A 25830-nucleotide genomic window follows, 5' to 3' on the forward strand; every position below is an offset into this window, starting at 1 on the left:
AAGCGGGCCGGCAGGGCGGCCCGCTGGCGATCAGGAAACGTGCTGCAGGAATTCGCGCAGACGATCGCTGGGTGGATTGCTGATCAGGCTGTCCGGATCGCCATCCTCCGCGATACGGCCTTTGTCGATGAAGATCAGACGCGACGCGACCTTCTGCGCGAAGCCTACTTCGTGGGTCACGATCACCATCGTCATGCCTTCTTCGGCCAGGTCCTGCATCACTTTTAACACTTCGTGACGCAGTTCCGGGTCCAGCGCCGAGGTAGGCTCATCAAACAGCATCATTTTGGGTTTCACCGCCAGCGCCCGGGCAATCGCCACCCGCTGCTGCTGACCGCCGGAAAGCTCGGACGGGAAGTGATGTGCGCGCTCGGCCAGCCCCACTTTGCCCAGCAGCTCTTTCGCCAGCTGACGCGCCGCCTCTTTGCTGGCACCGCGCACCCGGATCGGACCAAACGCCACGTTATCCAGCGCGCTCATCTGTGGGAACAGGTGAAACTGCTGGAAAACCATGCCCGCTTCCTGACGGATCAGGCGGTCATCCACTTTCGGATCGTTGACCCGCAGACCGTCGACAATCAGCTCGCCGCTGGTGATCTCTTCCAGCTTGTTAATGCAGCGCAGCAGGGTCGATTTGCCCGAGCCGGACGGCCCGATAATCACCACCACTTCGCCCTGATTGATCTTCAGGTCAATATTATGCAGCACCTGGGTCTGGCCAAAATGCTTCGAGACATCTTTAAATTCAATCACAGGATTTTCACCCTTTTCTCAACACGGCGCAGCACAAAGCTCAGCACCAGCGTAATCACCAGATAGATGATCGCGACGGCGCTCCAGATCTCCAGAGCGCGGAAGTTACCGGCGATAATCTCCTGACCCTGACGCGTCAGTTCAGCGACGCCGATAACGATAAACAGCGAAGTATCTTTGATGCTGACAATCCACTGGTTACCCAGCGGTGGCAACATGCGGCGCAGTGCCAGCGGCATAATCACATAGCGCAGCGTTTCGCGGCTCGACAGGCCAAGCGCCAGGCCCGCTTCGCGGAAGCCTTTGTTGATCGACAGCACCGCACCGCGGGTAATTTCCGCAATGTAGGCGCCGGAGTTAATCATAATGGTCACTACCGCCGCGCTGAACGGATCGATACGCAGGTCGGGGAAGGCCATCGGCAGGGCGAAATAGATAAACATCACCTGCACCACAATCGGGGTGCCGCGGATGATCTCAATAAACACCAGCGCAATGTTGTTGGTGATCCAGCCACCGTAAGCACGGGCGAAACCGGCCACCAGGCCGATAATTAACCCGCCAACCAGGCCAATGATTGAGATGATTAAGGTCATCTTTGCGCCTTCGAGCAGCGCTGGCATGGCGGGCCAGATGACGCTCCAGTCAAACTCCATGGTGTGACTCCAGATATGTTGCGATGGAAAAAAGCAGGGAAAAAGCTTCCCTGCTGAAAGTTAACGCGGCTGCAAATTGTTATTTAGGTTCGGTACCGAACCATTTTTTATACAGCTGATTGTAGGTGCCGTTCTCTTTGATAGTTTTCAGCGCGCCGTTCACTTTTTCACGTAAATCGTCGCTGCCTTTCGGGAAGGCGATGCCGTACTGCTGCGCTTCAATCGACTCGCCTACCGCTTTGAAGCGGCCTTTACCGGCGGTATTGATGAAGTAGAGGATGTTTGGCGTATCGTGCAGGACCGCGTCAGCGCGGTTGGTACCAAGTTCCATGTAGGCGTTGTCGATGTTCGGGAACTGACGCAGGTCTTTGGTTTTAATGTTGGCTTTGGCGTAATCAACCGAGCCGGTGCCGCTTTTCACGGCGACCACTTTACCGCTGAGATCGCTGATGCCTTTGATGTCGTTCTCATTGTTACGCACCATCACCAGCAGGCCGCTTTTGTAATAGCCATCAGAAAACTCGATAGCCTTTTTACGCTCTTCGGTAATGGTAATCCCTGCCAGCGCCAGATCGACGTTGCGGGTCTGCAGTGCCGGGATAATGCCGCTGAAATCCATCGGCTTGAGGGTGTAATCGAGTTTCAGTTGTTTAGCAATTGCGTCCCACAGATCAACGTCGAAGCCGACATATTTGTCGCCCTGTTTGAACTCAAAAGGAACGAAGGCGGTGTCAGTGGCAACCACCAGTTTCTTTTCTGCTGCAGTGGAAGAGAGGGAGAAGGCCAGCGCCAGCGCGGCCACAGAAACTTTTAACAGTGACTTCATCATTTTTCCTTATTACTACCAGGCGGCAGGGCCTGTGTTTGCGGCTTGTCATATGAAAGAATTATGCCAACTTTGCAAAATACACCAAATCAGTGGGTTAAATAACCCAGCTGACACGATTTTGCAGGAATATCTGCCTATGCACCATTTTGGTGACCCTAATTGGTGCAAGTTGCTGTTTTGGTGCAATCGGTAGTGTGCCTCAGTTGTTAAGGCTGTGAAGCGAAGGAGGGAAGAACTGTTAACAGGGTCATAAAATTGCGCTATTACAGACGTAAAAAAGGCGGGTCTCCCCGCCGTTTTTGTCTCATTGATGAATCAATGGCTGTTATTCAATGTTGGCTTCGATAAACCACAAGAATTTATCCAGGTCACGTGAAGCAGCAGTAAAGATGTCAGCAGTATCCTCATCTTTAACTTCTGAAATCGCTTTACGGGTGTCGTTAGCGACAACGCTGTAACGATCGGCCAGCGCTTTCAGGTGGTCCTGCACGCTATGGATGTTAAGCGGATAGCTTTTCAGTGGGGTTTTATCATTAACTACCTGCGCGGTACCCAGCGCAACGCCACCCAGCTGGACAACGCGCTCAGCGATGGTGTCCTGATGATCGGTAATGGCAGTACGGAAGCCGTCCAGCATTTCGTGAACACCAATGAAATTAGCCCCACGCATGTTCCAGTGGGCCTGTTTGGTGATCAAAGACAGATCGATAAATTCGACAACCAGACGGTTCAACACCTCAATGGTGGCTTTTTTCTCATCATCTGCCACATCGTTACGGGTGTAAATCAGGTCGGAAGATTTAGTTTTAACCAATTTAGCGGTACTCATCGTTTCAGTCCTCTCTTTGATGGTTGTCCTAATCAAGTACCGGATAAGTATAGCAGCGGTTTTCAGCTTTGCATTAACGGCTGTGTCGATGGCTGAAATAGCGCATATCTTCAACGCTGGCAGCGCTTTCAAGCAAAAGTTAATGCCATGTTAAAATAAAATTTCTGGTTAAAACCATTCTAAATCAATAGGTTAAATTCTTATGTAAATAACAGATAAGCGACTGTTTCAAAATACGAAAGTCAGTAGGTTGATTTAGTTAAGAATAATTATCAGGTTGATTGTGATTGTTATTTAAGCGGATGAGAAAAATCCTGTTAATCGCTTATTTAGTTCCGCTGCTGTTAATTTCCACTTCGCTTAGCTGAGTCTTTTTAGGCTTCATGGTGAGGGTGGAGCCCGCTGAAGCAATGATGATTGCCAGCAGCGCCAGCCACTGCAGCGGCGTCAGCGTTTCGCCGAGAAACAGCATGCCGGAAAAAGCCGCCATCGCCGGCTCCAGGCTCATCAGCGTGCCAAAGATGCGCGCCGGTAAGCGCGTAAGGGCGATCATCTCAAGGGAATAGGGGATCGCGCTGGAGAGCAATGCCACCAACAGCGCCACTGGCAGCACACTCCAGTGCCAGATGCCGCTTTCGGCAAACGTCAGGCCGAGCGGAACAAAAATAATCGATGCGATCAGCGAGCCAATCGCCACCGTGGCAGGACCGTGTTCTGCTCCCGCACGCTGGCCAGCCAGAATATAGATCGCCCAGCAGGCACCTGCGCCCACCGCCAGCGCGGCACCCAGCGGGTCGATAGATACCATGCCCGCCCCGAACGGCAGCAGAAAAGCTAATCCCACCACTGCCAGCAGTACCCAGACAAAATCGAGCAGGCGGCGCGATCCGAATAGCGCCAGCGCCAGCGGACCGGTAAACTCCAGTGCTACCGCCACGCCGAGCGGCACGGTACGAATAGCCAGATAGAACATAAAATTCATCGCGCCGAGCGCCAGCCCGTACATCAACAGCGGCATACGCTGTTCGCGGCTGAAGCGTAAGCGCCATGGCTTGAAGATCAGGCAGAGAATCAGAGTGCCGAAGCCGAGACGCAGGGCAGTAATGCCGGTTGCGCCGACGCTCGGGAACAGGGTTTTAGCCAGAGAGGCGCCGCCCTGCAGCGATAACATCGCTATCAGCAGCACGGCGATCGGTAATAAGACGGGCGCAAGGCTTTTTTGAACTGAAGAGGCAGACATCCTGTATACATTTCCTGGTCATAAGCGCGGTGAGTCAGTCAGTGTAAAGGAAATGGTGAGCAAAAAAATGACAGAGTGGTGTTTAAATTTGCGTTAACTGCACAAATTCTGGCCAGATTCAGGGCCATTTTGGTAAAGAAACGTCAGGATTTTTTAGGATTTAACTTAAAGACCGAAAAGATGAAAAAAAAATTATTGCAGCAGGATGACGGTTTTTATAAGAAAAATGAATGACATAGGATGTTGCATTAACTTTCTGTTACACCAAACATTCTGTTAGACAACAAAATGCGGGCAGAGTTTCTCGCTATTTTTTGTTATATTTTCAGCGTTGTCAGGAGAGAAGTATTTTCACATTTGAGGTGGTTATGAAAAAAATTGCATGTCTTTCAGCATTAGCCTGTGTACTGGCAGTATCTGCAGGTTCAGCAATGGCACAGAGCACCGTGACTGGTGGTTACGCTCAGAGCGATTACCAGGGCGTGGCTAACAAAGCTAACGGCTTCAACCTGAAATACCGCTATGAAGACGGTTCAAACCCACTGGGTTGGATTGGCTCATTCACCTACACCGAAAAAGATCGTACCGAAGATGGCTTTTACAACAAAGGTCAATACTACGGCATCACTGGTGGTCCTGCTTACCGTCTGAACGACTGGGCAAGCATCTACGGTGTTGTGGGTATCGGCTATGGTAAATTCCAGCAGAACGACACCGCTTCACGTGACAAATCTGATAGCAGCGACGTAGGCTTCTCATACGGCGCTGGTATGCAGTTCAACCCAATCGAAAACGTTGCACTGGACGTGGGCTACGAGCAGAGCCGCATCCGTAACGTTGACGTTGGCACCTGGATTGCTGGCGTAGGTTACAGCTTCTAAGTTTAGCTTAGACGACCTGCCAAAAAACGGCCCTTTATGGGCCGTTTTTTATTGCGCGCTTTCCAGCATTCTTCGCCTAAGAGGGGCGTTCTGCCCGTTTAACGCGGTGAGCGATGAGCGGCACTGGCGCAACGCCACAGGGCAAATCTGGCCCGATGTGACGTGATGTGCCAGCAGATCAGCCAGCAAAAGGGTCTGGATGCAGGTTATCTCACCTCAATAGCACTCAACGATGCGACGATGACGGGCAGAGAAGGTGCTTCTAAGCGAAGGCACGCTGAAGCGCATCACAACGGAGGTTAAGATAAGCTGCGGTGAGTATTATCTGAGAGGTACATTACCTGAGTGGAGCAATCCATGAGGGGGAAGGGAAGTGGCCCTCAAGTGATTCACTGAAAGGCGCTGTAAACCGGCCGGTGAAGAATTATCCGCGCCAGATCAGATTCTGACAGCGACGATCTTCAGGCTTTTTGCCGAGTAATTTTTCAATCAACATCAGACGCAGTGTGAATGGGGAACGCGTCAGCAGGCACAGCCAGGATTTCATCTCCGTGGTTGTTCTCTTTTCAGCCTGGAAGCATTTGCTGCAGTCTAAACAGCATTTCAGGGTGCTCATAGAATCACCTCCCAATCAGTATCGATGTAAAAGTAAGCAGAGTCCGGCGACGTAACCCATAAACAACAACAGTAACAGATAGGGATCGATCATGATCTTCACCACCGGCTGCTTACATTATCAACAAATATAGCATTGGCTATATCATTTAGCCAAGGCTAATGACGAAAAATTTGAGCTTCTTTGCACCTGGTTTACAATGAGCCCAGCTACATCCGTACGGCAGTGACAGTACGGACATAATAAAGAGGAAGCTGAATGAGTCGTCGTGCCAAAAGCGTGGTTTCTGCCCCGCAAGGACCACTGAAAGATATTGAAGAGCATGTCGAGGGTTTTCGGCAGGTGCGCGAAGCGCATCGTCGTGAATTAATTGATGACTACGTTGAGTTAATCTCTGATTTGATTGGTGAATTTGGCGAAGCGCGTCAGGTTGATATGGCGGCGCGATTGGGCGTTTCCCAGCCAACGGTGGCAAAAATGCTGAAACGTCTCGGCAGCGCCGGGCTGGTTGAGCAGGTGCCTTATCGCGGCGTCTTTCTCACCGGCGAAGGAGAGAAGCTGGCTGAGGAGAGCCGTGCCCGTCATCACATCGTTGAAACTTTCCTGCTGGCATTGGGAATCAGTCCGGAAACCGCCCGCCGTGATTCTGAAGGTATTGAGCATCACGTCAGTGATGAAACCCTGGCCGTCTTCCAGAAATTCTGTAAAACCCGTTAACTTTTAAGGCTCAACGCCATCATGCCGCAGCTGTTTCGATCTTTTTTGCATGACTCGATTTTGCATTTACTCGTCGTTATTGGTGTGGTTCTGGCATTTCTGGCTGACTTTCGCTGGCCGGATCTGCCGGGTGCGGTGGACTGGCACACCATTATTACTCTCACCGGGTTGCTGATCCTGACCAAAGGTCTGGAAACCAGCGGTTATTTTGATGTGCTGGGTGGGCGGCTCATCGCTCGCTTTCGGCATGAACGCGCGCTGGCGCTGTTTATGGTGCTGGCGGCAGCGCTGCTTTCAACTTTTCTGACCAATGATGTGGCGCTGTTCATTCTGGTGCCGCTGACCCTGACGTTGCGTAAGTTTTCGCGCTTACCGATCTCCCGGCTGATTATCTTTGAAGCGCTGGCGGTTAACGCCGGATCGCTGCTGACACCGGTCGGCAATCCGCAAAACATTCTGTTATGGAGTCACGGCTCGCTCAGCGTGGCGGGCTTTATCGTGCAGATGCTGCCTCTCGCGGCCTGGCTGCTGCTCAGCCTGGTGGTGTTAACCTGGTTTAGCTTTTCGAAGCGCACCATTGAGAAGCACGACAATCCGCAACAGCCGCAGTGGCAGAAGCCGCTGTTTGTGGTCAGCGTGCTGCTCTATCTGCTGTTTATCGCCGGGCTGGAGTGGCAGCTGACCGGCTGGGTGCTGCTGTTGATCATCACCAGCTTCCTGCTGATAGCGCGCCCGGTGTTACTGCGCATCGACTGGAGTTTGCTGGCGGTGTTTATCGCCATGTTTATCGACGTCTGGCTGCTGACGCGCCTGCCGGTAATGCAGGCGCACTTTGATGCGATCACTCATCTCGGTCAGGGACAGCTTTACCTGCTGGCGATTGGACTGTCACAGGTGATCAGCAACGTGCCGGCGACGATTCTGCTGCTGCAAAAAGTTCCGCCGTCTGAGGTGCTCGCCTGGGCGGTGAATATCGGTGGCTTCGGCCTGTTGCCCGGCTCGCTCGCCAACCTGATCGCTTTACGAATGGCGCAGGATCGTGCGGTCTGGTGGCGTTTCCATCTCTTCTCTCTGCCCCTGCTCGGCTGGTCAATGGCCAGCGGCTGGCTGTTGCTGCAGCTGCTCAAATAACTCCCCCTCCATCCTGCTGCCGATCCCAGGTAGCAGGATGTGCGCCTTTCCTCAGCTTAAGTAAAGTTATGCTGGATTTTGTCAATTTTCGATCTAAGGTTAACGGGACCTTTTATGCCCGGGAATTAGGGCCTTAGCCAGTGATGGGAACTATGAGCGAGAACAACCAACGCGATCCACACCAGCAGGACGCAGAGAATGCGCCGGATAAGAACAGTCAGCCTGATGATAATCAGGATAATGACCAGCAGCCCGAACGCAAACGCCCCGGTAAAAAGCCGTTGATCATTCTGGCCGTTGTGGTGGTGGTGATGCTGATTGTCGGATTCTGGTTCTGGTTCTCAACCCGTAACCAGGAGACCACCGATGACGCCTTTACCGAAGGCGATGCGGTGACGATTGCCCCGAAGGCTTCCGGTTATGTGGTTAAGCTGCTGGTTAAAGATAACCAGCGAGTGAAGAAGGGCGATCTGCTGGTTGAAATCGATCCCAGCGACAATCAGGCGCAGCGCGATCAGGCCAAAGCTCAACTCGGCCTGGCGGTCGCGCAGCTGCACCAGGCGCAGGCGCAACTGGCGCTGTCGCGGGTACAGTATCCGGCCCAGCGCGATCAGGCGTTAGCCGATCAGGCCAAAGCGGAAGCAAATCTGCTTAACGCGCAGGCCGATTACCGTCGCCAGCGCGGCGTCGATCCACGCGCCACCAGCCAGCGCAATATTGACACCGCAGCGGCGCAGTTACGTTCTGCTCAGGCCCAGTTGCAGAGCGCGAAAGCGCAGGTGGAAGTAGCGTCGCAGGTGCAGTTACAGATTCGCCAGCAGGAAACCAACGTTGAAGCGCGTCAGCAACAGGTTGAACAGGCCAGAGCGCAGCTCAACACCGCCGATCTTAATCTCTCCTACACCCAGGTGCGCGCTCCGTACGACGGCTTTGTCACCAAGCGTAATGTGCAGCCCGGCACGCTGGTCCAGGCCGGATCTGCGCTGTTCTCGCTGGTGTCACCGGATATCTGGATTACCGCCAACTTCAAAGAGTCGCAGCTTGAGCGCATGAACCCGGGCGACAAAGTGGCGATTACCGTTGATGCCTGGCCAGATATGAAGCTGGAAGGGCACGTCGACAGTATTCAGATGGGCTCCGGTTCACGCTTCTCTACCTTCCCATCAGAAAATGCCACCGGAAACTACGTCAAAATTGTGCAGCGCGTACCGGTCAAAATCGTGATTGATAAAGGTCTGGACCCAAATCATCCGCTGCCGCTCGGCCTGTCGGTTGAACCGAAGGTGACGGTGGAATGAGTGCCCCGCAGAGCTGGAAACCGGCCAGCAATCCGTGGCTGGTCGCGGTCACGGTCACCCTGGCGGTGTTCATGGAGATCCTCGACACCACGATTGTCAACGTGGCGCTGCCGCACATCGCCGGTTCGCTCTCCTCCAGTTATGACGAGTCAACCTGGGTGCTGACTTCCTATCTGGTGGCAAACGGCATTGTGCTGCCGATCTCCGCCTTTTTCAGCCGACTGTTTGGCCGTAAACAGTTTTTCCTGATCTGTATTGTGATGTTCACCATCTGCTCTTTCCTGTGTGGCATCGCCACCGAGCTATGGCAAATTATTCTGTTCCGCGTGCTGCAGGGATTTTTTGGTGGCGGCTTACAGCCGGTGCAGCAGTCGGTGCTGCTGGACTATTTTAAGGCGGAAGATCGCGGTAAGGCGTTTGGTCTCTCCTCCATCGCCATCATCGTGGCGCCGGTGATCGGACCCACGCTGGGTGGCTGGATCACTGATAATTACAGCTGGCGCTGGGTGTTCTTTATTAACATTCCGGTTGGCGTGCTCACCGTGCTGGCGATCTATCAGCTGCTGGAAGATCCGCCGTGGGAGCGCAAATGGGCCAAGGGCAAACTGAAGATCGATTACATCGGTATCAGCCTAATCACCCTTGGGCTCGGCTGTCTGCAGGTGATGCTGGATCGCGGTGAAGACGAAGACTGGTTCGCTTCGCACTTCATTGTGCTGTTCGCCATTCTGGCGGTGATCGGGATTGTCGGGGCGGTTTACTGGCTGATGTATGCCCGCAAGCCGGTGGTCGATATTCTGGTGATGAAAGACCGCAACTTCTGGGTTGCCGGGCTGCTGATGGCCGGGATGGCAATGATCCTGTACGGCAGCTCGGTGGTTCTGCCGCAGCTGGCGCAGCAGGATCTGGGCTATACCGCCACCTGGTCCGGTCTGGTGCTGTCACCCGGGGCGGTGTTGATCGTGCTGACCATCCCGCTGGTGCTGAAACTGATGCCGATAGTGCAGACGCGCTACATCATCGCGTTTGGTTTCAGCTGTCTGGCGGTGGCATTCCTCTACTCATCGACCCTGACACCCGATGTGGATTTCACCACCCTGGTGCTGATGCGCAGCGCGCAGTCTATCGGGCTCGGTTTCCTGTTCGTGCCGCTCACCACTATCGCGTTCGTCACCATTCCGCAGCGGCTCAATGCTGACGCCTCGGCGCTGTTTACCATGTTCCGCAACGTCGCGGGTTCGATTGGCATTTCATTGTCGACCGCTGCCATCACCGAACGTGAGCAGGTGCGATCGGCGCATATGGTGCATAACATGTCGCCGCTTAACGAGCAGTTCAACATCACGGTGCAGCACTGGGCGCAGGCGATTCGCGACTTTACCTCAGCGGTAGGCGATCCGATTACCCTGGCAAGCGGTCAGCTCTATCAGGAGATGATCGCCCAGTCGCGCATTCTCGCTTATATCGATGTCTTCTCAGGCCTGAGTATTGTCGCCCTGATTTTGATTCCATTTTGTTGGCTGCTGTCGCCGATTAAGAGCGAAGGCAGTGCAGGAGCACACTGACATGAAGGTTATTTATTCTCGCGGCCTGAAACCGTTGAGCCTGTTAACGCTGGCCCTTTCGCTGGCCGGTTGTGCCGTCGGGCCAGATTATCAGGCGCCGAAACCGGCGGTGCCCGGCAGCTACAACAGCCTGGACTCGCAGGAAGCGTCTAAGCCGCAGAGTGCAGCGATCAACTCCCGCTGGTGGCGCAGCTTCAACGATCCGCAACTCGACAGCCTGATCGCCCGCGCAATTGATGGCAACCTGACGCTGCAACAGGCGGTGCTGCGCATTGCCGGCGCACGTGAGCAGCTGAGCCAGGCGCAAGGCGGTCTGTTTCCGAGCCTCAATGGTTCGGCCAAAGTCAACCGCCAGCAGCTCGGGCTGGAAGGCTTGCTGAAGGCCAATGGTGCCACCGATCAGCTCGACAGCAACGTCGCCAGCCAGCTTAATGGGCTGACCCAGCCGGTGACCCTCTATCAGGGCAGTTTCGATGCCAGCTGGGAACTCGACCTGTGGGGCAAAGTGCGCCGTCAGGTTGAATCTGCTAATGCCCAGCAGCAGGCGGCGATTGAGCAGCGCAACGATGCGCTGGTGTCGCTGGAAGCGGAAGTGGCGCGTGCCTGGCTGCAACTGCGTGGCGCGCAAAGTACTCTACAGACGCTGCAGCAGCAGATTGATGTGGCGCAGCAGACCACCGAACTGACCCAGAGCCAGCAACGTAACGGACTGGCACCGTTAACCGATGTGGAAAATGCCCGCGCCCAGCTCAGTAGCCTGCAGGCGCAGCTGCCGCAGTATCAGGCGCAGGCGCGTCAGGCGATGAATGGCTTAGCGGTGCTGCTGGGCAAAACGCCCGGCTCGCTGGATGCGGAACTGAGTGCGCCGAAAGCGCTGCCGCCACTGCCGCAGTTTGTCCCGGTGGGAATCCCTTCTACGCTGGCGCGACGTCGTCCTGACATCCGCCAGGCGGAAGCGACGCTGCATGCGCAGACGGCGGAGATTGGTGTTTCTGTCGCGCAGTTGTTCCCGAGCCTGTCACTGACCGGTCAGCTGGGCGTGCGCAACACTGACGTCAGTTATCTCGATAACTGGAGCAGTCACTTCTACAGCTACGGCCCGTCATTATCGATTCCGATTTTCCAGGGCGGACGACTGGTGTCGAGCGTCAAACTGGCGCGGGCGCAGCAGGCCAGTGCCGCACTCGACTATCGTCAGACGGTGCTGACTGCCTTACAGGACGTGGAGAATGCGCTGGTTAGCTACCGCGCCGATCAGCAGCGGGTCACCGCGCTGGACCAGACCACCGGTTCGCTGCAGCGCGCCTTTGATCTGGCCAGTGACAGCTACCGTCAGGGACTCTCAACTTTCCTCGAGGTGCTGGATGCGCAGCGTCAGCTGGCGCAGGCCGAAGAGCAGGCTACCCAGGCGCGGATGCAGAGCGCACTGGATTTAGTCGCGTTGTACAAAGCGCTGGGCGGCGGCTGGGAAACCTACCAGAACGTCGAGCTGCCGCAATATTCAGTCTTTGGTCCGGCGACAGAGGTAAATTAACCGGCAGGCGGTGGCAGAAAATCGGCTGCCACCGCCGCACTATTGTCACTAACGCCGCTGGCTCAGGCGATTATTATCCCCCACACTTTGCCGTTCTCTGCGTGATAACCCGTTGAATAGTCACTGTTCACTTCCATTTTTCTGCCCGTAAACCGGTGCAAATAAAACAGGATAAATGTCAGGGTTATTATTCAGCTTAGCCGCTGTTGCGCGTCGGCTATTATTTATCTGAACAGAATAAATAGCGTTAGCGATGGCCGGCCGGTCGCGCAGACTTTCTCTGTTTTTATTCACAGTCACCTTTATCAACGTCGGGTGCCAGCCTGCTGATGCGCTGGTTTAATAGGCCCGATGCGCCGATTAAGTCGGTTAACCTGCTGCAGGCCGCATGAGGGTTATCTGACAACCTGCGTCTGGCTGAGTAAATTTTTAAACCCTCCGCAGATATTAATAAAAAATGCACCATTGTCGTGATCCTTTTGCGCTATTTGAGTGCGCGGCAGTGGCTTTTTTTTAGCCTTAATCTGTAAACTATTGTGACTGAGATCTAAATTTAGTGAGCGGTTAATCTTGCCGTTGTACTGTACTGGCCACAAATAAAAAGCAGGGTGTCAGGGGATTTTTAACCGGCTCCTCTGGCAGTCTCCGCAGGTAGCAGATGCCTGTAATCGATTCCAGCGCCAGAAGTAACATCACGTTCAGTGTTAATTCAGCGTTAATAAAACGTCAGGAATTAGCCGTTCAAATTCAGCTGGCGTTTATGAAATAACATCTAAGAATTATCTGTAGCGTAAAAATAATTTATTTTTTTATTTGAATTAGGTAATCTTGTCGCTACAGTTTTATTAACCCCCTTAAACAAGGACATTGTGATGAGTGACGCATTTAAAGTTCTGAACAATATTCGCACATTACGTGCCCAGGCCCGTGAACTGCCACTGAGCGATCTTGAAGAGATCCTCGAAAAATTAAACGTTGTGGTCACCGAGCGCCGCGAAGAAGCGGAAGCGGAAGAGACGCAGAATCGTGAAAAAGAAGAAAAACTGTCGAAATATCGCGAAATGCTGCTGGCTGACGGCATCGATCCTAATGAATTATTAGGAGCGCTGGAAACCGGTAAAAAACGCGCTAAGCGTGCGCCGCGTCCGGCTAAATATTCTTATACCGACGAAAACGGTGAGAAAAAATCCTGGACTGGTCAGGGCCGTACCCCGGCAGCGATTAAAAAAGCGCTGGATGCCGGTAAAAGCCTGGACAGCTTCCTGATCGACTGATCGACACAATCCTTGTCAGTGGGAGCCGGAGAGCCTTGATGGCCCTCCGGCTTTTTTATTTCTGCCGCGATATCAATCATCCCAACTGCAATCCGCGGCTTAGACTGGCGTGCGCTGCGTCACATCTGGCATAATAGCTGCCGTTTTTCTATCCACTCTCTTCACAAAGGTCAATGCCGTGTTAGTTAGCAGCAATATCACCATGCAGTTTGGCAGTAAGCCACTGTTCGAGAACATCTCCGTTAAATTTGGCGGCGGTAATCGTTACGGTTTAATCGGTGCGAACGGCAGCGGAAAATCCACCTTCATGAAGATTCTGGGTGGCGATCTGGTGCCTTCAGGCGGCAACGTCTCTTACGATCCCAATGAGCGTATCGGTAAGTTACGTCAGGATCAGTTCGCCTTTGAACAATATAGCGTGCTGGACACCGTGATTATGGGTCACCATGAATTATGGGAAGTTAAGCAGGAACGCGACCGTATTTATTCTTTGCCGGAAATGAGCGAAGAGGAAGGCTATAAAGTTGCCGACCTTGAAGCAGTTTACGGTGAAATGGACGGCTACAGCGCCGAATCCCGCGCCGGTGAGTTATTACTCGGTGTCGGTATTCCGGTTGAGCAGCATTATGGCCCGATGAGTGAAATTGCACCGGGCTTTAAATTGCGTGTCCTGCTGGCGCAGGCGCTGTTCTCCAATCCTGATATTTTGTTGCTGGACGAACCGACCAACAACCTGGATATCGATACTATCCGTTGGCTGGAGCAGGTGCTGAACGAACGCGACAGCACCATGATTATCATTTCGCACGACCGTCACTTCCTTAATATGGTCTGCACTCACATGGCTGATTTGGATTATGGCGAGCTGCGGGTCTATTCCGGCAATTATGACGAATATATGACCGCAGCGACTCAGGCGCGTGAACGTCTGTTAGCTGATAATGCCAAGAAAAAAGCGCAGATTGCCGACCTGCAATCTTTTGTCAGCCGCTTTAGCGCCAACGCCTCTAAATCCCGTCAGGCAACCTCGCGCGCAAAACAGATGGATAAAATTAAACTGGATGAAGTAAAAGCCTCCAGTCGTCAGAACCCGTTTATCCGTTTTGAGCAGGACAAGAAATTGTTCCGTAATGCGCTGGAAGTGGAAGGCTTGACCAAAGGTTTTGATAACGGTCCGCTGTTTAAGAATTTAAACCTGCTGCTGGAAGTCGGCGAAAAACTGGCGGTGATCGGCGCCAACGGTATTGGTAAATCGACCCTGCTTAAAACGCTGGTCAGCCAACTCAGCCCCGACAGCGGCAGCGTTAAATGGTCAGAAAATGCGCGTATCGGTTATTACGCGCAGGATCACGCCGAAGATTTCGCCAATGACCTGACGGTATTTGACTGGATGAGCCAGTGGAAACAGGCTGGCGATGATGAGCAGAGCGTGCGCAGTATTCTTGGCCGCCTGTTATTCTCGCAGGATGATATTAAGAAACCGGCCAAAGTGCTGTCCGGTGGTGAAAAAGGTCGCATGCTGTTCGGTAAGCTGATGATGGAAAAACCGAACATCCTGATTATGGATGAACCGACCAACCACCTCGACATGGAGTCAATTGAGTCACTCAATATGGCGCTGGAGATGTATGAAGGGACGCTGATTTTCGTTTCACACGACCGTGAATTCGTCAGCTCGCTGGCGACCCGGGTGATGGAAATCAAATCGGATCGGGTGGTGGACTTCACCGGCAACTACGAAGATTACCTGCGCAGTCAGGGCATCGTCTGACAGCGAACGGGGTAGCGCAGGCTACCCCGTTTTTTTATCCGTGCTGCGAGCCACATACTTCGCACTGCGCGTCCTGCGCCACCTTCATGCTGCGGAACTCCGCGCTCAGCGCATCGTACATCAGCAATCGGCTGGTGGCGGGCGTCCCGTAGTCCGTTAACAGCTTAATCGCCTCCATTGCCTGCATCGCCCCAATCACGCCGACCAGCGGCGCCATTACGCCCGCTTCGACACAGCTCAGGGTTTGTTCGCCAAACAGCCGGCTGATGCAGCGATAGCAGGGCGTACCCGGCAGCCAGTTAAATACGCTGATCTGGCCTTCCATCCGAATCGCTGCGCCAGACACCAGCGGTACCCGTTGCTGACGACACAGTCGGTTGAGCTGCTCACGCGTTGCCACATTATCGGTACAGTCCAGCACCACCTGCTGTTGGGCGATCAGCGCCAGCAGCGCTGCATCGTCCAGCTCGCCGTGGATCGGCTGCAGCTGGCAGTGGGGATTGATCTCGGCCAGACTTTGGGCGGCAGATTCAACCTTGGCACGGCCAATATCCGCATCATGATGCAGGATCTGCCGCTGCAGATTAGAGTGTGACACGCTGTCGAAATCGAGCAGCGTCAGCCTGCCGACCCCGGCCGATGCCAGATAAGGCGCGGCGGCACAGCCCAGCCCGCCCAACCCGACAATCAGCGCCTGACTGGCTTTAAGCCGTTCCTGGCGGTCAAAATCGAAGCCACGCAGCACGATCTGCCGGTTGTAGCGCAGCATCTCTTCATCGGTTAGCTCAGGCAGCATTTACCCCTCCAGCAGCGCATTAAACGCCTCTACCTCGACCCATTCACCCGGCTCAACGTTGCCGCGATCGCGTTCCAGCACGATAAAGCAGTTGGCCTGCGCAAAGGAGCTGAAGACGTGCGAGCCCTGCATGCCGGTGGTCTGCACTTCCAGTTCGCCCTCAGCATTCTGTTGCAGCACCCCACGCTGAAAATCGAGCCGGCCCGGCGTTTTTTTCAGCCGCGACGCGCTACGCACTTTCTGACGGGGCGGCAGCGCGGCTTTCTTCTGCCCGGTTAACGCGGCGAGCAGCGGTTGCACCAGCTGATAAAAGGTGACCGCAGCGGAAACCGGGTTGCCCGGCAACCCACAGAACCAGCTGCTGGCGAGGCGTCCAAAGGCAAACGGCTTGCCGGGTTTGATTGCCAGCTTCCAGAAGCTGATGGCACCGAGCTGCTCCAGCATGCTTTTGGTAAAATCGGCTTCGCCCACCGACACGCCGCCGGTACTGATAACCACGTCAGCCTGACGATCGGCTTCCTCAAACGCTGCACGCAGCGCCACAGGATCGTCCTTAATAATGCCGAGGTCGATCACTTCGCAGCCCAGTTTGTGCAGCATTAGCGACACCGCGAAGCGGTTAGTATCGTAAATTTGTCCGGCCGCCAGCGGCTGACCGACCGGCTGCAGCTCGTCGCCGGTAGAGAAGATTGCTACCCGCAGTTTGCGCAGGATTTCAACCTGGGCGATACCGAGCGAAGCCAGCAGCGGCAGCTCAGCCGCGCCAAGCCGCACGCCGGCTTCCAGCACCACGTGGCCAGGCTGGATGTCGTCACCGGTCAGGCGAATATTTTGTCCGGCGCGCACCGGCGCGGTAATCACAATCGCATCGCCACGGGTTTCGGTCTGCTCCTGCATCACCACCGCTTCACAGCCTGGCGGCAGCGGGGCGCCAGTCATGATCCGCACCACGCTGCCCTGCGGCCATTCACCACTGAATGGTGCACCGGCAAACGCTTTACCGGCAACCGGCAACGGCTCACCGCGGCTGACGTCCGCCAGCCGCACCGCGTACCCGTCCATCGCTGAATTATCAAACGGCGGTACCGCGATTGGCGAGGTAACGGCCCTGGCGGTGATCCGCCCCGCCGCTTCGGTCAGCGGGACGCTCAGCGAGTCAGTGATCGGCGTCAGCTGCGCCAGCATTTTTTGTTGTGCCTCCTCAAGGGAGATCAATCCTGCAGTAAAGCTTTCCATGGTTATTCCAGTTGGGTTATCTCAGATGCTGCTTATTATGGTGGGATTTGTCCGCTGAGTCACATCGGTATCCTTCTCTGCTTTTCGCCTGGCGTGCGCCTGCCACTAAAGTGAAATATGGCCGGGTGAAAAGGTTATAACCATCGGAACAGTTTCTTCTTTACAACACTTAGCAGGCTTTCTATAGTCAAAAATTACCGAAAATGGATGAAAACCATTCTAAATCAGTGTTTTTCGTGCTGATGCAACCACAGGGCAGAGCGTTATGGTCAAAGCAGTGATCGCCATTCATGGGGGAGCGGGCGCAATTACGCGCTCAGCAATGAGCGCCGAAAAGGAGCAGCACTATCGTCAGGCCCTGCAGGATATCGTGACGCACGGCCAGCAGATGCTGGCTCAGGGTGCCAGCGCGCTCGACGCGGTAACAGAAGCGGTGCGTCAGCTGGAGGAGTGTCCGCTGTTCAACGCTGGCAAAGGGGCGGTGTTTACCCATCAGGGCAGCCATGAGCTGGACGCCTGCGTGATGGATGGCCGAACGCTGGACGTCGGTGCCGTGGCGGGCGTCAGTCGGGTTCGCAATCCGGTGCTGGCGGCGCGCGCGGTGCTGGAACAGAGTCCGCACGTGCTGTTTATCGGCGAAGGCGCAGAGCAGTTCGCCGAGGCGCAGGGCCTGCAGCCGGTGGCGGCAGATTACTTCTCGACGCCAGAACGCTGGGAGCAGCTGCAGCGCGCACTAAACAGCGATGAAGCGGTGCTGGATCATGATGGCGCTGCCCGCGGTGACGATCCGCTCGACCCGGACCGCAAGTTTGGCACGGTGGGTGCCGTGGCACTCGATCTTAATGGCAATCTGGCGGCGGCGACCTCGACCGGCGGCATGACCAATAAACAGGCGGGACGGGTGGGGGATTCCCCGCTGCCGGGCGCGGGCTGCTACGCCAGCAACGACAGCGTGGCGGTCTCCTGTACCGGCACCGGTGAAGTCTTTATCCGTACCCTGGCGGCCTACGACGTAGCAGCGCAGATGCGTTACGCCGGCCGCACGCTTCAGCAGGCCAGCGTCAATGTGATTCACGACAGCGTGCTGGAGCTGGGCGGTAGCGGCGGCCTGATTGCGGTCGATCGCGAAGGTAACGTGGCGCTGCCGTTCAATAGCGAAGGAATGTACCGGGCGGTGGCACGGGTCGGCGAGGCAGCCGAGGTGGCCATCTACCGTGACAGTTAAGGAGCAGGCATGAGCGATCGGCAGGCGTTACCCGCGCTGGCGCCAGACCAGGTGCTGGCGGTACGCGATCTCAGTGTGCATTTTCAGCATCAGGGCGCGGTGACCGAGGCGGTGCGCCATCTCTCCCTTGATCTGTTTCGCGGCGAAACCCTGGCGCTGGTGGGCGAGTCAGGTTCCGGTAAGTCAGTCACCTCGCTGGCGCTGATGCGGCTGATTGAGCAAAACGGCGCAACGGTTCGCGGTGAAGTACAGCTGCGCCGCCGTAACGGTGAGGTACTGGATATCATGCGCACCCCGGCCGGCCAGATGCGGCGGGTACGCGGCGCGGATATGGCGATGATTTTTCAGGAGCCGATGACCTCGCTCAATCCGGTGTTTACCGTCGGTGAGCAGATCGCCGAATCGATTCGCCTGCATCAGGGCAAAAGCCACGCTCAGGCGCTGGCAGAAGCGCGCCATATGCTGGACCTGGTGCGTATTCCGGATGCACAAAATGTGTTGTCCCGCTTTCCACACCAGCTTTCCGGCGGGATGCGCCAGCGGGTGATGATCGCCATGGCGCTCTGCTGTAAACCGGCGTTGCTGATCGCCGATGAGCCGACCACCGCGCTCGACGTCACCATTCAGGCCCAGATCCTGCAGCTGATCCGCGTGCTGCAAAAAGAGATGCAGATGGGCGTCATTTTTATTACCCACGATATGGGCGTGGTGGCAGAAATGGCCGACCGGGTGCAGGTGATGTATCGCGGCGAAGTGGTGGAGAATGCCCCGGCGGCCGAGCTGTTTAGCGCCCCTCGCCAGCCTTACACCCAGGCGTTGCTGGCGGCGGTGCCTAAGCTCGGCTCGATGCACGGCCAGCCGTTGCCCGCTAAGTTCCCGCTGCTGCACGGCGGGGAAGAGCAGCAGACGCCGCAGGATACCGTGCGCCGCGATCGGCCACCGATTCTGCAGGTCCGCGATCTGGTGACGCGATTTGATATTCGCGGCGGGCTGTTTAACCGGGTGAAAAGTCGGGTCCACGCGGTCGAAAAAGTCAGTTTCGATCTCTATGCCGGCGAAACGCTGGCGCTGGTCGGCGAGTCCGGTTGCGGTAAATCGACCACCGGCCGTTCACTGCTGAAGCTGGTGGCCAGCCAGGGCGGGACGCTGACCTTCAACGGGCAACGCATCGATAACCTCAGCGGCGCGGCGCTGGCGCATCTGCGGCGTGACATTCAGTTTATTTTTCAGGACCCCTACGCCTCGCTCGATCCGCGGCTGACGGTAGGCTTTTCGATCATGGAGCCGCTGCTGGTGCACAAGGTGATGTCGCGTCGTGAAGCGGAACAGCGCGTTTCCGTCCTGCTGGAAAAGGTCGGGCTGTTGCCGGAACACGCGCAGCGCTACCCGCACGAATTTTCAGGCGGCCAGCGGCAGCGCATCTGTATTGCCCGCGCGCTGGCGCTTAACCCGAAAGTGGTGATTGCGGATGAGTCGGTCTCGGCGCTTGATGTGTCGATTCAGGCGCAGATCATCAACCTGATGCTCGATTTACAGCGCGAATTTGGTATCGCGTTTCTGTTTATTTCGCATGATATGGCGGTGGTGGAACGCATCAGCCACCGCGTGGCGGTGATGTATCTCGGCCAGATTGTGGAGATGGGGCCGCGCCAGGCGGTATTTGAGCAGCCGCAGCATCCTTATACCCGAAAACTCATGGCCGCCGTCCCGGTTGCCGATCCGGCGCACCATCGCCGGGAACGCGCGTTAATGGTTGATGAGATCCCCAGTCCGATTCATGCGTTAGGGGATGAACCTGAAGTGGCACCGTTGATGGAAGTGGCACCGGGGCACTTTGTCGCCCGCCACGTTATCAGCGCGACCTGAATAGTGAAGATATCGCTTCGGCGACCCACCCGACAGGGATTACAGGAGAACAAGATGCAGATGACGATGCGTAAAGGGTTAGTGGCGGCTGGCATATTAAGCAGCGCCCTTACATTGCCCGCCTGGGCGGCGCAGGATGCGGTGATTGCCGTCGCGTCCAACTTCACCACCCTCGATCCGTATGACGCCAACGACACGCTGTCACAGGCGGTCGCCAAATCGTTTTATCAGGGACTGTTTGGTTTTGATAAGCAGATGAAGCTGACCAACGTGCTGGCCGAAAGTTATCAGGCCAGTCCGGATGGGCTGACTTACACCATCAAGCTCCGACCGGGGATTAAGTTCCAGGACGGCAGCGACTTCAACGCCGAAGCGGTGAAGGTCAATCTCGACCGCGCCAGCAACCCGGATAATCACCTTAAACGCTATAACCTGTTTAAGCAGATCGCCACGACCGAAGTGATCGATCCGACCACGGTGAAGGTGACCCTGAAGCAGCCGTTCTCGGCCTTTATTAACATTCTGGCGCACCCGGCGGCGGCGATGATTTCACCGACCGCGCTGAAAAAATATGGCAAGGATATCGGTTTCCACCCGGTCGGGACCGGTCCGTTTGTGTTCGAAACCTGGAATCAGACCGACTTCGTCAAGGTGAAGAAGTGGGACGGCTACTGGAAGCCGGGCTATCCGAAGCTGGACAGCATTACCTGGCGGCCGATCGTGGATAACAATACCCGTGCGGCGATGCTGCAAACCGGGGAAGCCAATTTCGCCTTCCCGATCCCTTATGAGCAGGCCAAACTGCTGGAGAAAAACAGCAAGCTCGAGGTGGTAACCACGCCGTCGATTATGCAGCGCTATATCAGCCTCAACGTCACCCAGAAGCCGTTTGACAACCCGAAAGTGCGTGAGGCGCTGGAGTATGCCATCAATCGCCAGGCGCTGGCGAAAGTAGCCTTTGCCGGTTACGCCACCCCGGCCACCGGTATCGTCCCGCCGTCCATCGACTTTGCTCAGCAATATCCGGCCATTCGCTACGATCCAGCCAAAGCCAAAGCGTTGCTGAAAGAGGCGGGCTACCCCAACGGCTTCGAAACCACCCTCTGGTCATCACACAATCACAGCACCGCGCAGAAAGTGTTGCAGTTCACGCAGCAGCAGCTGGCGCAGGTCGGCGTGAAGGTTAAGGTCACCGCGATGGATGCCGGGCAGCGGGCGGCCGAAGTTGAGGGTAAAGGCCAGAAAGAGAGCGGCGTGCGGATGTTCTACACCGGCTGGTCCGCGTCAACCGGTGAAGCCGACTGGGCGCTGACGCCGCTGTTTGCCACTGCCGCCTGGCCGCCTGCGATCTTCAACACCGCGTTTTACAGCAATCCTAAGGTCGATAAAGATCTGGCGGATGCGCTGAAAACCACCGATCGCGCGCAGAAGGCCCAGCTGTACAAAGATGCCCAGGACACCATCTGGCAGGATCATCCGTGGATCCCGCTGGTGGTTGAGCAACTGGTGTCCGCCAGCAGCAAAAACCTCAGCGGTTTTTATGTGATGCCCGATACCTCATTCAATTTTGATGAGGCCAGTCTGAAGTAACGGAGCCGGCCAGCCCACGCGGCTGGCCGCAGCTGCAGGATGTTGCATGCTTAACTATTTTCTTAAACGGCTGTTGGGGCTGATCCCGACCTTGCTGATTGTTGCGGTGCTGGTGTTTCTGTTTGTTCACCTGCTGCCGGGCGATCCGGCGCGTCTGATTGCCGGACCGGAGGCGGACGCCTCGGTGGTAGCGCTGGTGCGTCAGGAGCTGGGACTTGATCTGCCGCTGCCGCAGCAGTTCTGGCACTTTATTCTTAATGCCTTGCAGGGCGATTTCGGTCAGTCGATGGTATCAAAACGGCCGGTGGCGGATGAGATCGCCTCGCGCTTCATGCCGACCTTATGGCTGACCCTGACCAGTATGGTCTGGGCCGTAATTTTTGGTATGGCAATCGGCATTGTCTCTGCCGTCTGGCGCAACCGCTGGCCCGATCGCCTCGGCATGACGCTGGCGGTCTCCGGCATTTCGTTTCCTGCCTTTGCGCTGGGCATGTTGCTGATGCAGATTTTCTCGGTAGAGCTGGGCTGGCTGCCGACGGTCGGGGCAGAAAGCTGGCAACATTACATTCTGCCGTCGATTACTCTCGGTGCGGCGGTGGCGGCCGTGATGGCGCGTTTCACCCGCGCCTCGTTTGTCGAAGTGATGCAGGAAGATTATATGCGTACCGCGCGGGCGAAAGGGGTGCGTGAGTCGCTGGTGGTAGTGAAACACGGGCTGCGTAACGCGATGATCCCGGTGGTAACCATGATGGGCCTGCAGTTCGGTTTCCTGCTGGGCGGATCGATCGTGGTCGAGGTGGTATTTAACTGGCCTGGTCTGGGACGACTGCTGGTCGATTCGGTGTCAATGCGCGACTATCCGGTGATCCAGGCGGAAGTGCTGCTGTTTTCACTGGAGTTTATTTTGATCAATCTGATGGTTGATATGTTGTATGCGGTGATCAATCCCGCCATTCGCTTTAAGGAATCGCGATGAAAAACTGGCGACGCGATGCGGCACTGAAAACCCTGCCGCTGATCAAGGAGAACCGGGTACGCACGCCGTGGCACGAATTCTGGCGGCGTTTCCGCCAGCAGCCGGTAGCGCTGCTGGCTGGGCTGTTTGTGCTGCTGCTGATTGTGCTGGCGTTTATCGGCCCTTACGTGGCGCCGTTTGATGCTGAAAATTATTTCGATTATGACCGGCTGAATGATGGGCCATCACTGCTGCACTGGTTTGGTGTCGATTCCCTCGGCCGCGATATTTTCAGCCGGGTATTGGTGGGAACCCGCATTTCACTGATTGCCGGTTTCTTCTCGGTGGCCATCGGCGCGCTGATTGGCACACTGTTTGGTCTGTTAGCAGGCTACTACGAAGGCTGGTGGGACCGCATTACTATGCGCGTCTGCGACGTGCTGTTTGCCTTTCCCGGCATCCTGCTGGCGATTGCGGTGGTGGCTATCATGGGCAGCGGAATGAGCAATGTGATCGTGGCGGTGGCGATTTTCAGCATCCCGGCGTTTGCCCGCCTGGTGCGCGGCAATACCCTGGTGCTGAAGCATCAGACCTACATTGAGTCAGCACGCAGTATTGGCGCGTCTGACTGGACCATTATCATGCGGCATATTCTGCCGGGTACCGTCTCACCGATTGTGGTCTATTTCACCATGCGCGTCGGCACTTCCATCATTACCGCCGCCAGCCTGTCGTTTCTCGGGCTGGGCGCGCAGCCGCCGACGCCAGAGTGGGGTGCAATGCTGAACGAGGCGCGTGCCGATATGGTGATTGCGCCGCACGTGGCGATTTTCCCCAGCCTGGCGATCTTTTTCACCGTTCTGGCATTTAATTTACTCGGCGACGGGCTACGCGACGCGTTGGATCCTAAACTTAAGACATGAAACCTTTCGATTATGATCAGGACTTCAGCACCATCGACTTCCGTCAACATCCCGAACGTTATCAGGTTGGACGCGGAGAGCAGGGGGTGCTGATGGTCGAGCCTTATAAGAGCGAAATCCTGCCGCACTGGCGCTTTCGTACCGTACCGATTGCCGAAGCGTCGGCTGAGAAAATCATGGCGCTGTTTGAGGCGTACCGCCAGCAGGACGATTTTGTCGGTATGGATATGGCGCGTAAATTTATTCAGATGGGCTACACCCGCGCACGTCGCTACAGCAATCATCAGGGCGGACGAAAATATGATGCTGATGGTAAAGAACTACCGCGTGGCGTGAATGAAGAAAAGGCCGCGGCGGCGGCCATTTTTAAGGGCTACTGGGATCGGATTCGGGCCGATGAGGATTACCTGAAACGCAAGAAAGCGCATCAGCAGCAGTATGGTTAAGCGCGAATATCACCCGATGCGGCAGCGGGCATCACTGCGCGCCGCCATTTACTGCCGGAATTAAACGCGGCTCGCCCAGAGATCATACTCATCGGCATGCTCGACTTTGACCCGCAGCATGTCGCCCGGTTTAACGTTACGCTCGCCGTTCAGGTAGACCGCGCCGTCAATTTCCGGCGCATCGGCCATACTGCGGCCAATCGCGCCTTCCTCGTCCACTTCATCAACCATCACCAGAATCTCACGACCGACTTTCTCCTGCAGGCGCTCAGCGGAGATCTGCTGCTGCAGCTGCATAAAGCGATCGTAACGCTGCTGCTTCACCGCCTCGTCGACCGGATCGGGTAGCTGGTTGGCGGTCGCGCCTTCCACCGGGCTGTACTGGAAGCAGCCCACCCGATCGAGGCGCGCCTCTTTGATAAAGTCGAGCAGCATCTGGAAATCTTCTTCGGTCTCGCCGGGGAAACCGACGATGAAGGTGGAGCGCAGCGTCAGCTCCGGGCAGATTTCGCGCCAGCGCTTAATCCGCTCCAGCGTGCGTTCTACTGCGCCCGGACGCTTCATCAGTTTCAGAATACGCGGGCTGGCGTGCTGCAACGGAATGTCGAGGTAGGGCAGGATTTTGCCGGCCGCCATCAACGGAATCACCTCGTCGACGTGCGGGTAAGGATAGACGTAGTGCAGACGCACCCACACGCCGAGCTTCGCCAGTTGCTCACACAGGCTGACCATGCTGGTTTTCACCGGCGAGCCGTTCCAGAAACCGGTGCGATGTTTCACATCTACGCCGTAGGCTGAGGTATCCTGCGAAATCACCAGCAGTTCTTTAACGCCCGCTTCGACCAGCCGTTTGGCCTCATCCAGCACTTCGCCGACGGCGCGGCTGTCGAGATCGCCACGCATTGACGGGATGATGCAGAAGGTGCAGCGATGGTTGCAGCCTTCGGAAATCTTCAGATAAGCGTAATGACGCGGCGTCAGTTTCACGCCCTGTTCCGGCACCAGGCTGAGGAACGGGTTGTGCTGAGGTTTGGGAACGTAGCGATGTACGTGCGACAGCACCTGCTCATAGCTGTGCGGACCGGTAATTTCCAGCACCTTCGGATGCACTTCACGAATCTGATCAACTTTAGCGCCGAGACAACCGGTGACAATCACCTTGCCATTTTCATTCAGTGCCTCGCCAATCGCCTCAAGCGACTCCTGTACGGCGCTGTCGATAAATCCGCAGGTGTTCACAATCACGATTTCAGCATCGTCATAGCGCGGCACCACATCATAGCCTTCGGTGCGCAGTTCGGTGAGGATGCGCTCGGAATCAACGAGGTTTTTGGGGCAGCCGAGCGAGACGAATCCGACCCGTGGCGGCAAGGTTTTTGTTGTAGTAGACATAGCTCTGTTTCCGGTTCAGCACAGCAATGGCGCGGGATTTTACCTGTGTTGCTGAAAAAAATGTAGCGTTATCTGTAAGGGTTTAGCGCCGTGTAAAGCTGTGAAAAAACCGGTAAAAACGCTGCCGCTGGCTGGACTAAAAAAAAGGCTGATGGGCAGGATCATTTTCCAGTAACTGACCGTGCTATAAAAAGAAATTCCGCTTTTGCCGGGAGGCAATCGCCAAAGCGAAACGCTGACACAGCGGCTCAGATAGCATCCTTAGGAAATCGCTGGTTGATATTCACTTGTTTTCATTAATAATAAA

Annotated in this window: 24 protein-coding genes; 15 read left to right on the forward strand and 9 right to left on the reverse strand. The window is 55.8% G+C overall.

Annotation, left to right across the window (positions count from 1 at the left end; genetic code table 11):
• Positions 1-30: 30 nt before the first annotated feature.
• The 5 genes from glnQ to rhtA form a co-directional block, all read right to left on the reverse strand.
• Positions 31-753: a glutamine ABC transporter ATP-binding protein GlnQ gene (glnQ, locus tag AC6I8I_RS06165; RefSeq protein WP_312052844.1), complete on the reverse strand. Its 723-nt coding sequence runs from the start codon at positions 751-753 to the stop codon at positions 31-33.
• Complete coding sequence (glnP, locus tag AC6I8I_RS06170; protein ID WP_031377032.1) at positions 750-1409, reverse strand: glutamine ABC transporter permease GlnP; 660 nt, start codon at positions 1407-1409, stop codon at positions 750-752. The genes glnQ and glnP overlap by 4 nt, the downstream gene beginning before the upstream one ends.
• A 79-nt stretch (positions 1410-1488) precedes the next feature.
• Positions 1489-2235 carry a glutamine ABC transporter substrate-binding protein GlnH gene (gene glnH / locus AC6I8I_RS06175; RefSeq protein ID WP_031377031.1) on the reverse strand — a complete coding sequence of 249 codons (747 nt, stop codon included), beginning with the start codon at positions 2233-2235 and terminating at the stop codon, positions 1489-1491.
• 328 nt (positions 2236-2563) lie between these two features.
• Complete coding sequence (dps, locus tag AC6I8I_RS06180; protein WP_312052842.1) at positions 2564-3067, reverse strand: DNA starvation/stationary phase protection protein Dps; 504 nt, start codon at positions 3065-3067, stop codon at positions 2564-2566.
• Positions 3068-3392: 325 nt separating this feature from the next.
• On the reverse strand, positions 3393-4307 hold the full coding sequence (gene rhtA / locus AC6I8I_RS06185) for a threonine/homoserine exporter RhtA (RefSeq protein ID WP_312052840.1): 915 nt from the start codon (positions 4305-4307) through the stop codon (positions 3393-3395).
• A gap of 78 nt (positions 4308-4385) precedes the next feature.
• Between rhtA and AC6I8I_RS06190 the strand changes: the two genes are divergently transcribed.
• Positions 4386-4541: a hypothetical protein gene (locus tag AC6I8I_RS06190; RefSeq protein ID WP_497828440.1), complete on the forward strand. Its 156-nt coding sequence runs from the start codon at positions 4386-4388 to the stop codon at positions 4539-4541.
• 134 nt (positions 4542-4675) lie between these two features.
• The gene (ompX, locus tag AC6I8I_RS06195; protein WP_031377028.1) at positions 4676-5188 is read left to right on the forward strand and encodes an outer membrane protein OmpX; all 513 of its coding nucleotides are present in this window, start codon (positions 4676-4678) and stop codon (positions 5186-5188) included.
• A 424-nt stretch (positions 5189-5612) separates the two neighbouring features.
• Here the strand turns inward: ompX and AC6I8I_RS06200 are convergent, their stop codons facing one another.
• A complete protein-coding gene (locus AC6I8I_RS06200) occupies positions 5613-5804 on the reverse strand; it encodes a hypothetical protein (RefSeq protein ID WP_031377027.1) in 192 nt (63 codons plus the stop codon).
• A gap of 258 nt (positions 5805-6062) precedes the next feature.
• Between AC6I8I_RS06200 and mntR the strand changes: the two genes are divergently transcribed.
• From mntR to AC6I8I_RS06235, 7 genes are all read left to right on the forward strand, one after another.
• Complete coding sequence (gene mntR / locus AC6I8I_RS06205) at positions 6063-6521, forward strand: manganese-binding transcriptional regulator MntR (RefSeq protein WP_497828441.1); 459 nt, start codon at positions 6063-6065, stop codon at positions 6519-6521.
• A 21-nt stretch (positions 6522-6542) separates the two neighbouring features.
• Positions 6543-7652, forward strand: a complete 1110-nt coding sequence (locus tag AC6I8I_RS06210; RefSeq protein WP_497828442.1) for an SLC13 family permease — start codon at positions 6543-6545, stop codon at positions 7650-7652.
• Positions 7653-7804: 152 nt separating this feature from the next.
• Entirely contained in the window at positions 7805-8950 is a 1146-nt protein-coding gene (locus AC6I8I_RS06215) for an HlyD family secretion protein (protein WP_312756404.1), read from the forward strand.
• Positions 8947-10515: a DHA2 family efflux MFS transporter permease subunit gene (locus AC6I8I_RS06220; protein WP_312052834.1), complete on the forward strand. Its 1569-nt coding sequence runs from the start codon at positions 8947-8949 to the stop codon at positions 10513-10515. The genes AC6I8I_RS06215 and AC6I8I_RS06220 overlap by 4 nt, the downstream gene beginning before the upstream one ends.
• A 1-nt stretch (position 10516) precedes the next feature.
• Positions 10517-12049, forward strand: coding sequence for an efflux transporter outer membrane subunit (locus tag AC6I8I_RS06225; RefSeq protein WP_312052833.1), 1533 nt, complete (start codon positions 10517-10519; stop codon positions 12047-12049).
• An 872-nt stretch (positions 12050-12921) separates the two neighbouring features.
• Complete coding sequence (locus AC6I8I_RS06230; RefSeq protein ID WP_031377023.1) at positions 12922-13323, forward strand: H-NS family histone-like protein; 402 nt, start codon at positions 12922-12924, stop codon at positions 13321-13323.
• Positions 13324-13501: 178 nt separating this feature from the next.
• Positions 13502-15094 carry an ABC-F family ATPase gene (locus AC6I8I_RS06235; RefSeq protein WP_312052832.1) on the forward strand — a complete coding sequence of 531 codons (1593 nt, stop codon included), beginning with the start codon at positions 13502-13504 and terminating at the stop codon, positions 15092-15094.
• A 34-nt stretch (positions 15095-15128) separates the two neighbouring features.
• Here the strand turns inward: AC6I8I_RS06235 and moeB are convergent, their stop codons facing one another.
• A complete protein-coding gene (moeB, locus tag AC6I8I_RS06240; protein ID WP_312052831.1) occupies positions 15129-15890 on the reverse strand; it encodes a molybdopterin-synthase adenylyltransferase MoeB in 762 nt (253 codons plus the stop codon).
• The gene (moeA, locus tag AC6I8I_RS06245) at positions 15891-17126 is read right to left on the reverse strand and encodes a molybdopterin molybdotransferase MoeA (protein WP_312052829.1); all 1236 of its coding nucleotides are present in this window, start codon (positions 17124-17126) and stop codon (positions 15891-15893) included.
• Positions 17127-17391: 265 nt separating this feature from the next.
• Here moeA and AC6I8I_RS06250 point away from each other — a divergent pair, with 265 nt between their 5' ends.
• The 6 genes from AC6I8I_RS06250 to AC6I8I_RS06275 are packed head-to-tail and all read left to right on the forward strand — an operon-like array spanning position 17392 to position 24131.
• Positions 17392-18351 carry an isoaspartyl peptidase/L-asparaginase family protein gene (locus AC6I8I_RS06250; RefSeq protein ID WP_312052828.1) on the forward strand — a complete coding sequence of 320 codons (960 nt, stop codon included), beginning with the start codon at positions 17392-17394 and terminating at the stop codon, positions 18349-18351.
• 9 nt (positions 18352-18360) lie between these two features.
• The gene (locus tag AC6I8I_RS06255) at positions 18361-20217 is read left to right on the forward strand and encodes a dipeptide ABC transporter ATP-binding protein (protein ID WP_312052827.1); all 1857 of its coding nucleotides are present in this window, start codon (positions 18361-18363) and stop codon (positions 20215-20217) included.
• Positions 20218-20271: 54 nt separating this feature from the next.
• Complete coding sequence (gene gsiB, locus AC6I8I_RS06260) at positions 20272-21807, forward strand: glutathione ABC transporter substrate-binding protein GsiB (RefSeq protein WP_497828443.1); 1536 nt, start codon at positions 20272-20274, stop codon at positions 21805-21807.
• A gap of 46 nt (positions 21808-21853) precedes the next feature.
• A complete protein-coding gene (gene gsiC / locus AC6I8I_RS06265; RefSeq protein WP_312052824.1) occupies positions 21854-22783 on the forward strand; it encodes a glutathione ABC transporter permease GsiC in 930 nt (309 codons plus the stop codon).
• Positions 22780-23685, forward strand: coding sequence for a glutathione ABC transporter permease GsiD (gsiD, locus tag AC6I8I_RS06270; protein WP_312052822.1), 906 nt, complete (start codon positions 22780-22782; stop codon positions 23683-23685). The genes gsiC and gsiD overlap by 4 nt, the downstream gene beginning before the upstream one ends.
• Positions 23682-24131: a DUF4385 domain-containing protein gene (locus tag AC6I8I_RS06275; protein ID WP_312052820.1), complete on the forward strand. Its 450-nt coding sequence runs from the start codon at positions 23682-23684 to the stop codon at positions 24129-24131. The genes gsiD and AC6I8I_RS06275 overlap by 4 nt, the downstream gene beginning before the upstream one ends.
• 60 nt (positions 24132-24191) lie before the next feature.
• Here AC6I8I_RS06275 and rimO read toward each other — a convergent pair whose 3' ends face one another.
• Complete coding sequence (rimO, locus tag AC6I8I_RS06280) at positions 24192-25523, reverse strand: 30S ribosomal protein S12 methylthiotransferase RimO (protein ID WP_279809387.1); 1332 nt, start codon at positions 25521-25523, stop codon at positions 24192-24194.
• Between the last annotated feature and the right edge of the window lie 307 nt (positions 25524-25830).

It is taken from the genome of Pantoea sp. X-Soil-YNGN-775 (genome assembly GCF_059730575.1).

Coding starts and splice junctions, on each gene's coding strand:
- glnP (WP_031377032.1), bottom strand. CDS start 1,409: ATGGAGTTTGACTGGAGCGTCATCTGGCCCGCCATGCCAGCGCTGCTC.
- glnH (WP_031377031.1), bottom strand. CDS start 2,235: ATGAAGTCACTGTTAAAAGTTTCTGTGGCCGCGCTGGCGCTGGCCTTC.
- dps (WP_312052842.1), bottom strand. CDS start 3,067: ATGAGTACCGCTAAATTGGTTAAAACTAAATCTTCCGACCTGATTTAC.
- rhtA (WP_312052840.1), bottom strand. CDS start 4,307: ATGTCTGCCTCTTCAGTTCAAAAAAGCCTTGCGCCCGTCTTATTACCG.
- ompX (WP_031377028.1), top strand. CDS start 4,676: ATGAAAAAAATTGCATGTCTTTCAGCATTAGCCTGTGTACTGGCAGTA.
- AC6I8I_RS06200 (WP_031377027.1), bottom strand. CDS start 5,804: ATGAGCACCCTGAAATGCTGTTTAGACTGCAGCAAATGCTTCCAGGCT.
- mntR (WP_497828441.1), top strand. CDS start 6,063: ATGAGTCGTCGTGCCAAAAGCGTGGTTTCTGCCCCGCAAGGACCACTG.
- AC6I8I_RS06210 (WP_497828442.1), top strand. CDS start 6,543: ATGCCGCAGCTGTTTCGATCTTTTTTGCATGACTCGATTTTGCATTTA.
- AC6I8I_RS06215 (WP_312756404.1), top strand. CDS start 7,805: ATGAGCGAGAACAACCAACGCGATCCACACCAGCAGGACGCAGAGAAT.
- AC6I8I_RS06220 (WP_312052834.1), top strand. CDS start 8,947: ATGAGTGCCCCGCAGAGCTGGAAACCGGCCAGCAATCCGTGGCTGGTC.
- AC6I8I_RS06225 (WP_312052833.1), top strand. CDS start 10,517: ATGAAGGTTATTTATTCTCGCGGCCTGAAACCGTTGAGCCTGTTAACG.
- AC6I8I_RS06230 (WP_031377023.1), top strand. CDS start 12,922: ATGAGTGACGCATTTAAAGTTCTGAACAATATTCGCACATTACGTGCC.
- moeB (WP_312052831.1), bottom strand. CDS start 15,890: ATGCTGCCTGAGCTAACCGATGAAGAGATGCTGCGCTACAACCGGCAG.
- moeA (WP_312052829.1), bottom strand. CDS start 17,126: ATGGAAAGCTTTACTGCAGGATTGATCTCCCTTGAGGAGGCACAACAA.
- AC6I8I_RS06250 (WP_312052828.1), top strand. CDS start 17,392: ATGGTCAAAGCAGTGATCGCCATTCATGGGGGAGCGGGCGCAATTACG.
- AC6I8I_RS06255 (WP_312052827.1), top strand. CDS start 18,361: ATGAGCGATCGGCAGGCGTTACCCGCGCTGGCGCCAGACCAGGTGCTG.
- gsiB (WP_497828443.1), top strand. CDS start 20,272: ATGCAGATGACGATGCGTAAAGGGTTAGTGGCGGCTGGCATATTAAGC.
- gsiC (WP_312052824.1), top strand. CDS start 21,854: ATGCTTAACTATTTTCTTAAACGGCTGTTGGGGCTGATCCCGACCTTG.
- gsiD (WP_312052822.1), top strand. CDS start 22,780: ATGAAAAACTGGCGACGCGATGCGGCACTGAAAACCCTGCCGCTGATC.
- AC6I8I_RS06275 (WP_312052820.1), top strand. CDS start 23,682: ATGAAACCTTTCGATTATGATCAGGACTTCAGCACCATCGACTTCCGT.
- rimO (WP_279809387.1), bottom strand. CDS start 25,523: ATGTCTACTACAACAAAAACCTTGCCGCCACGGGTCGGATTCGTCTCG.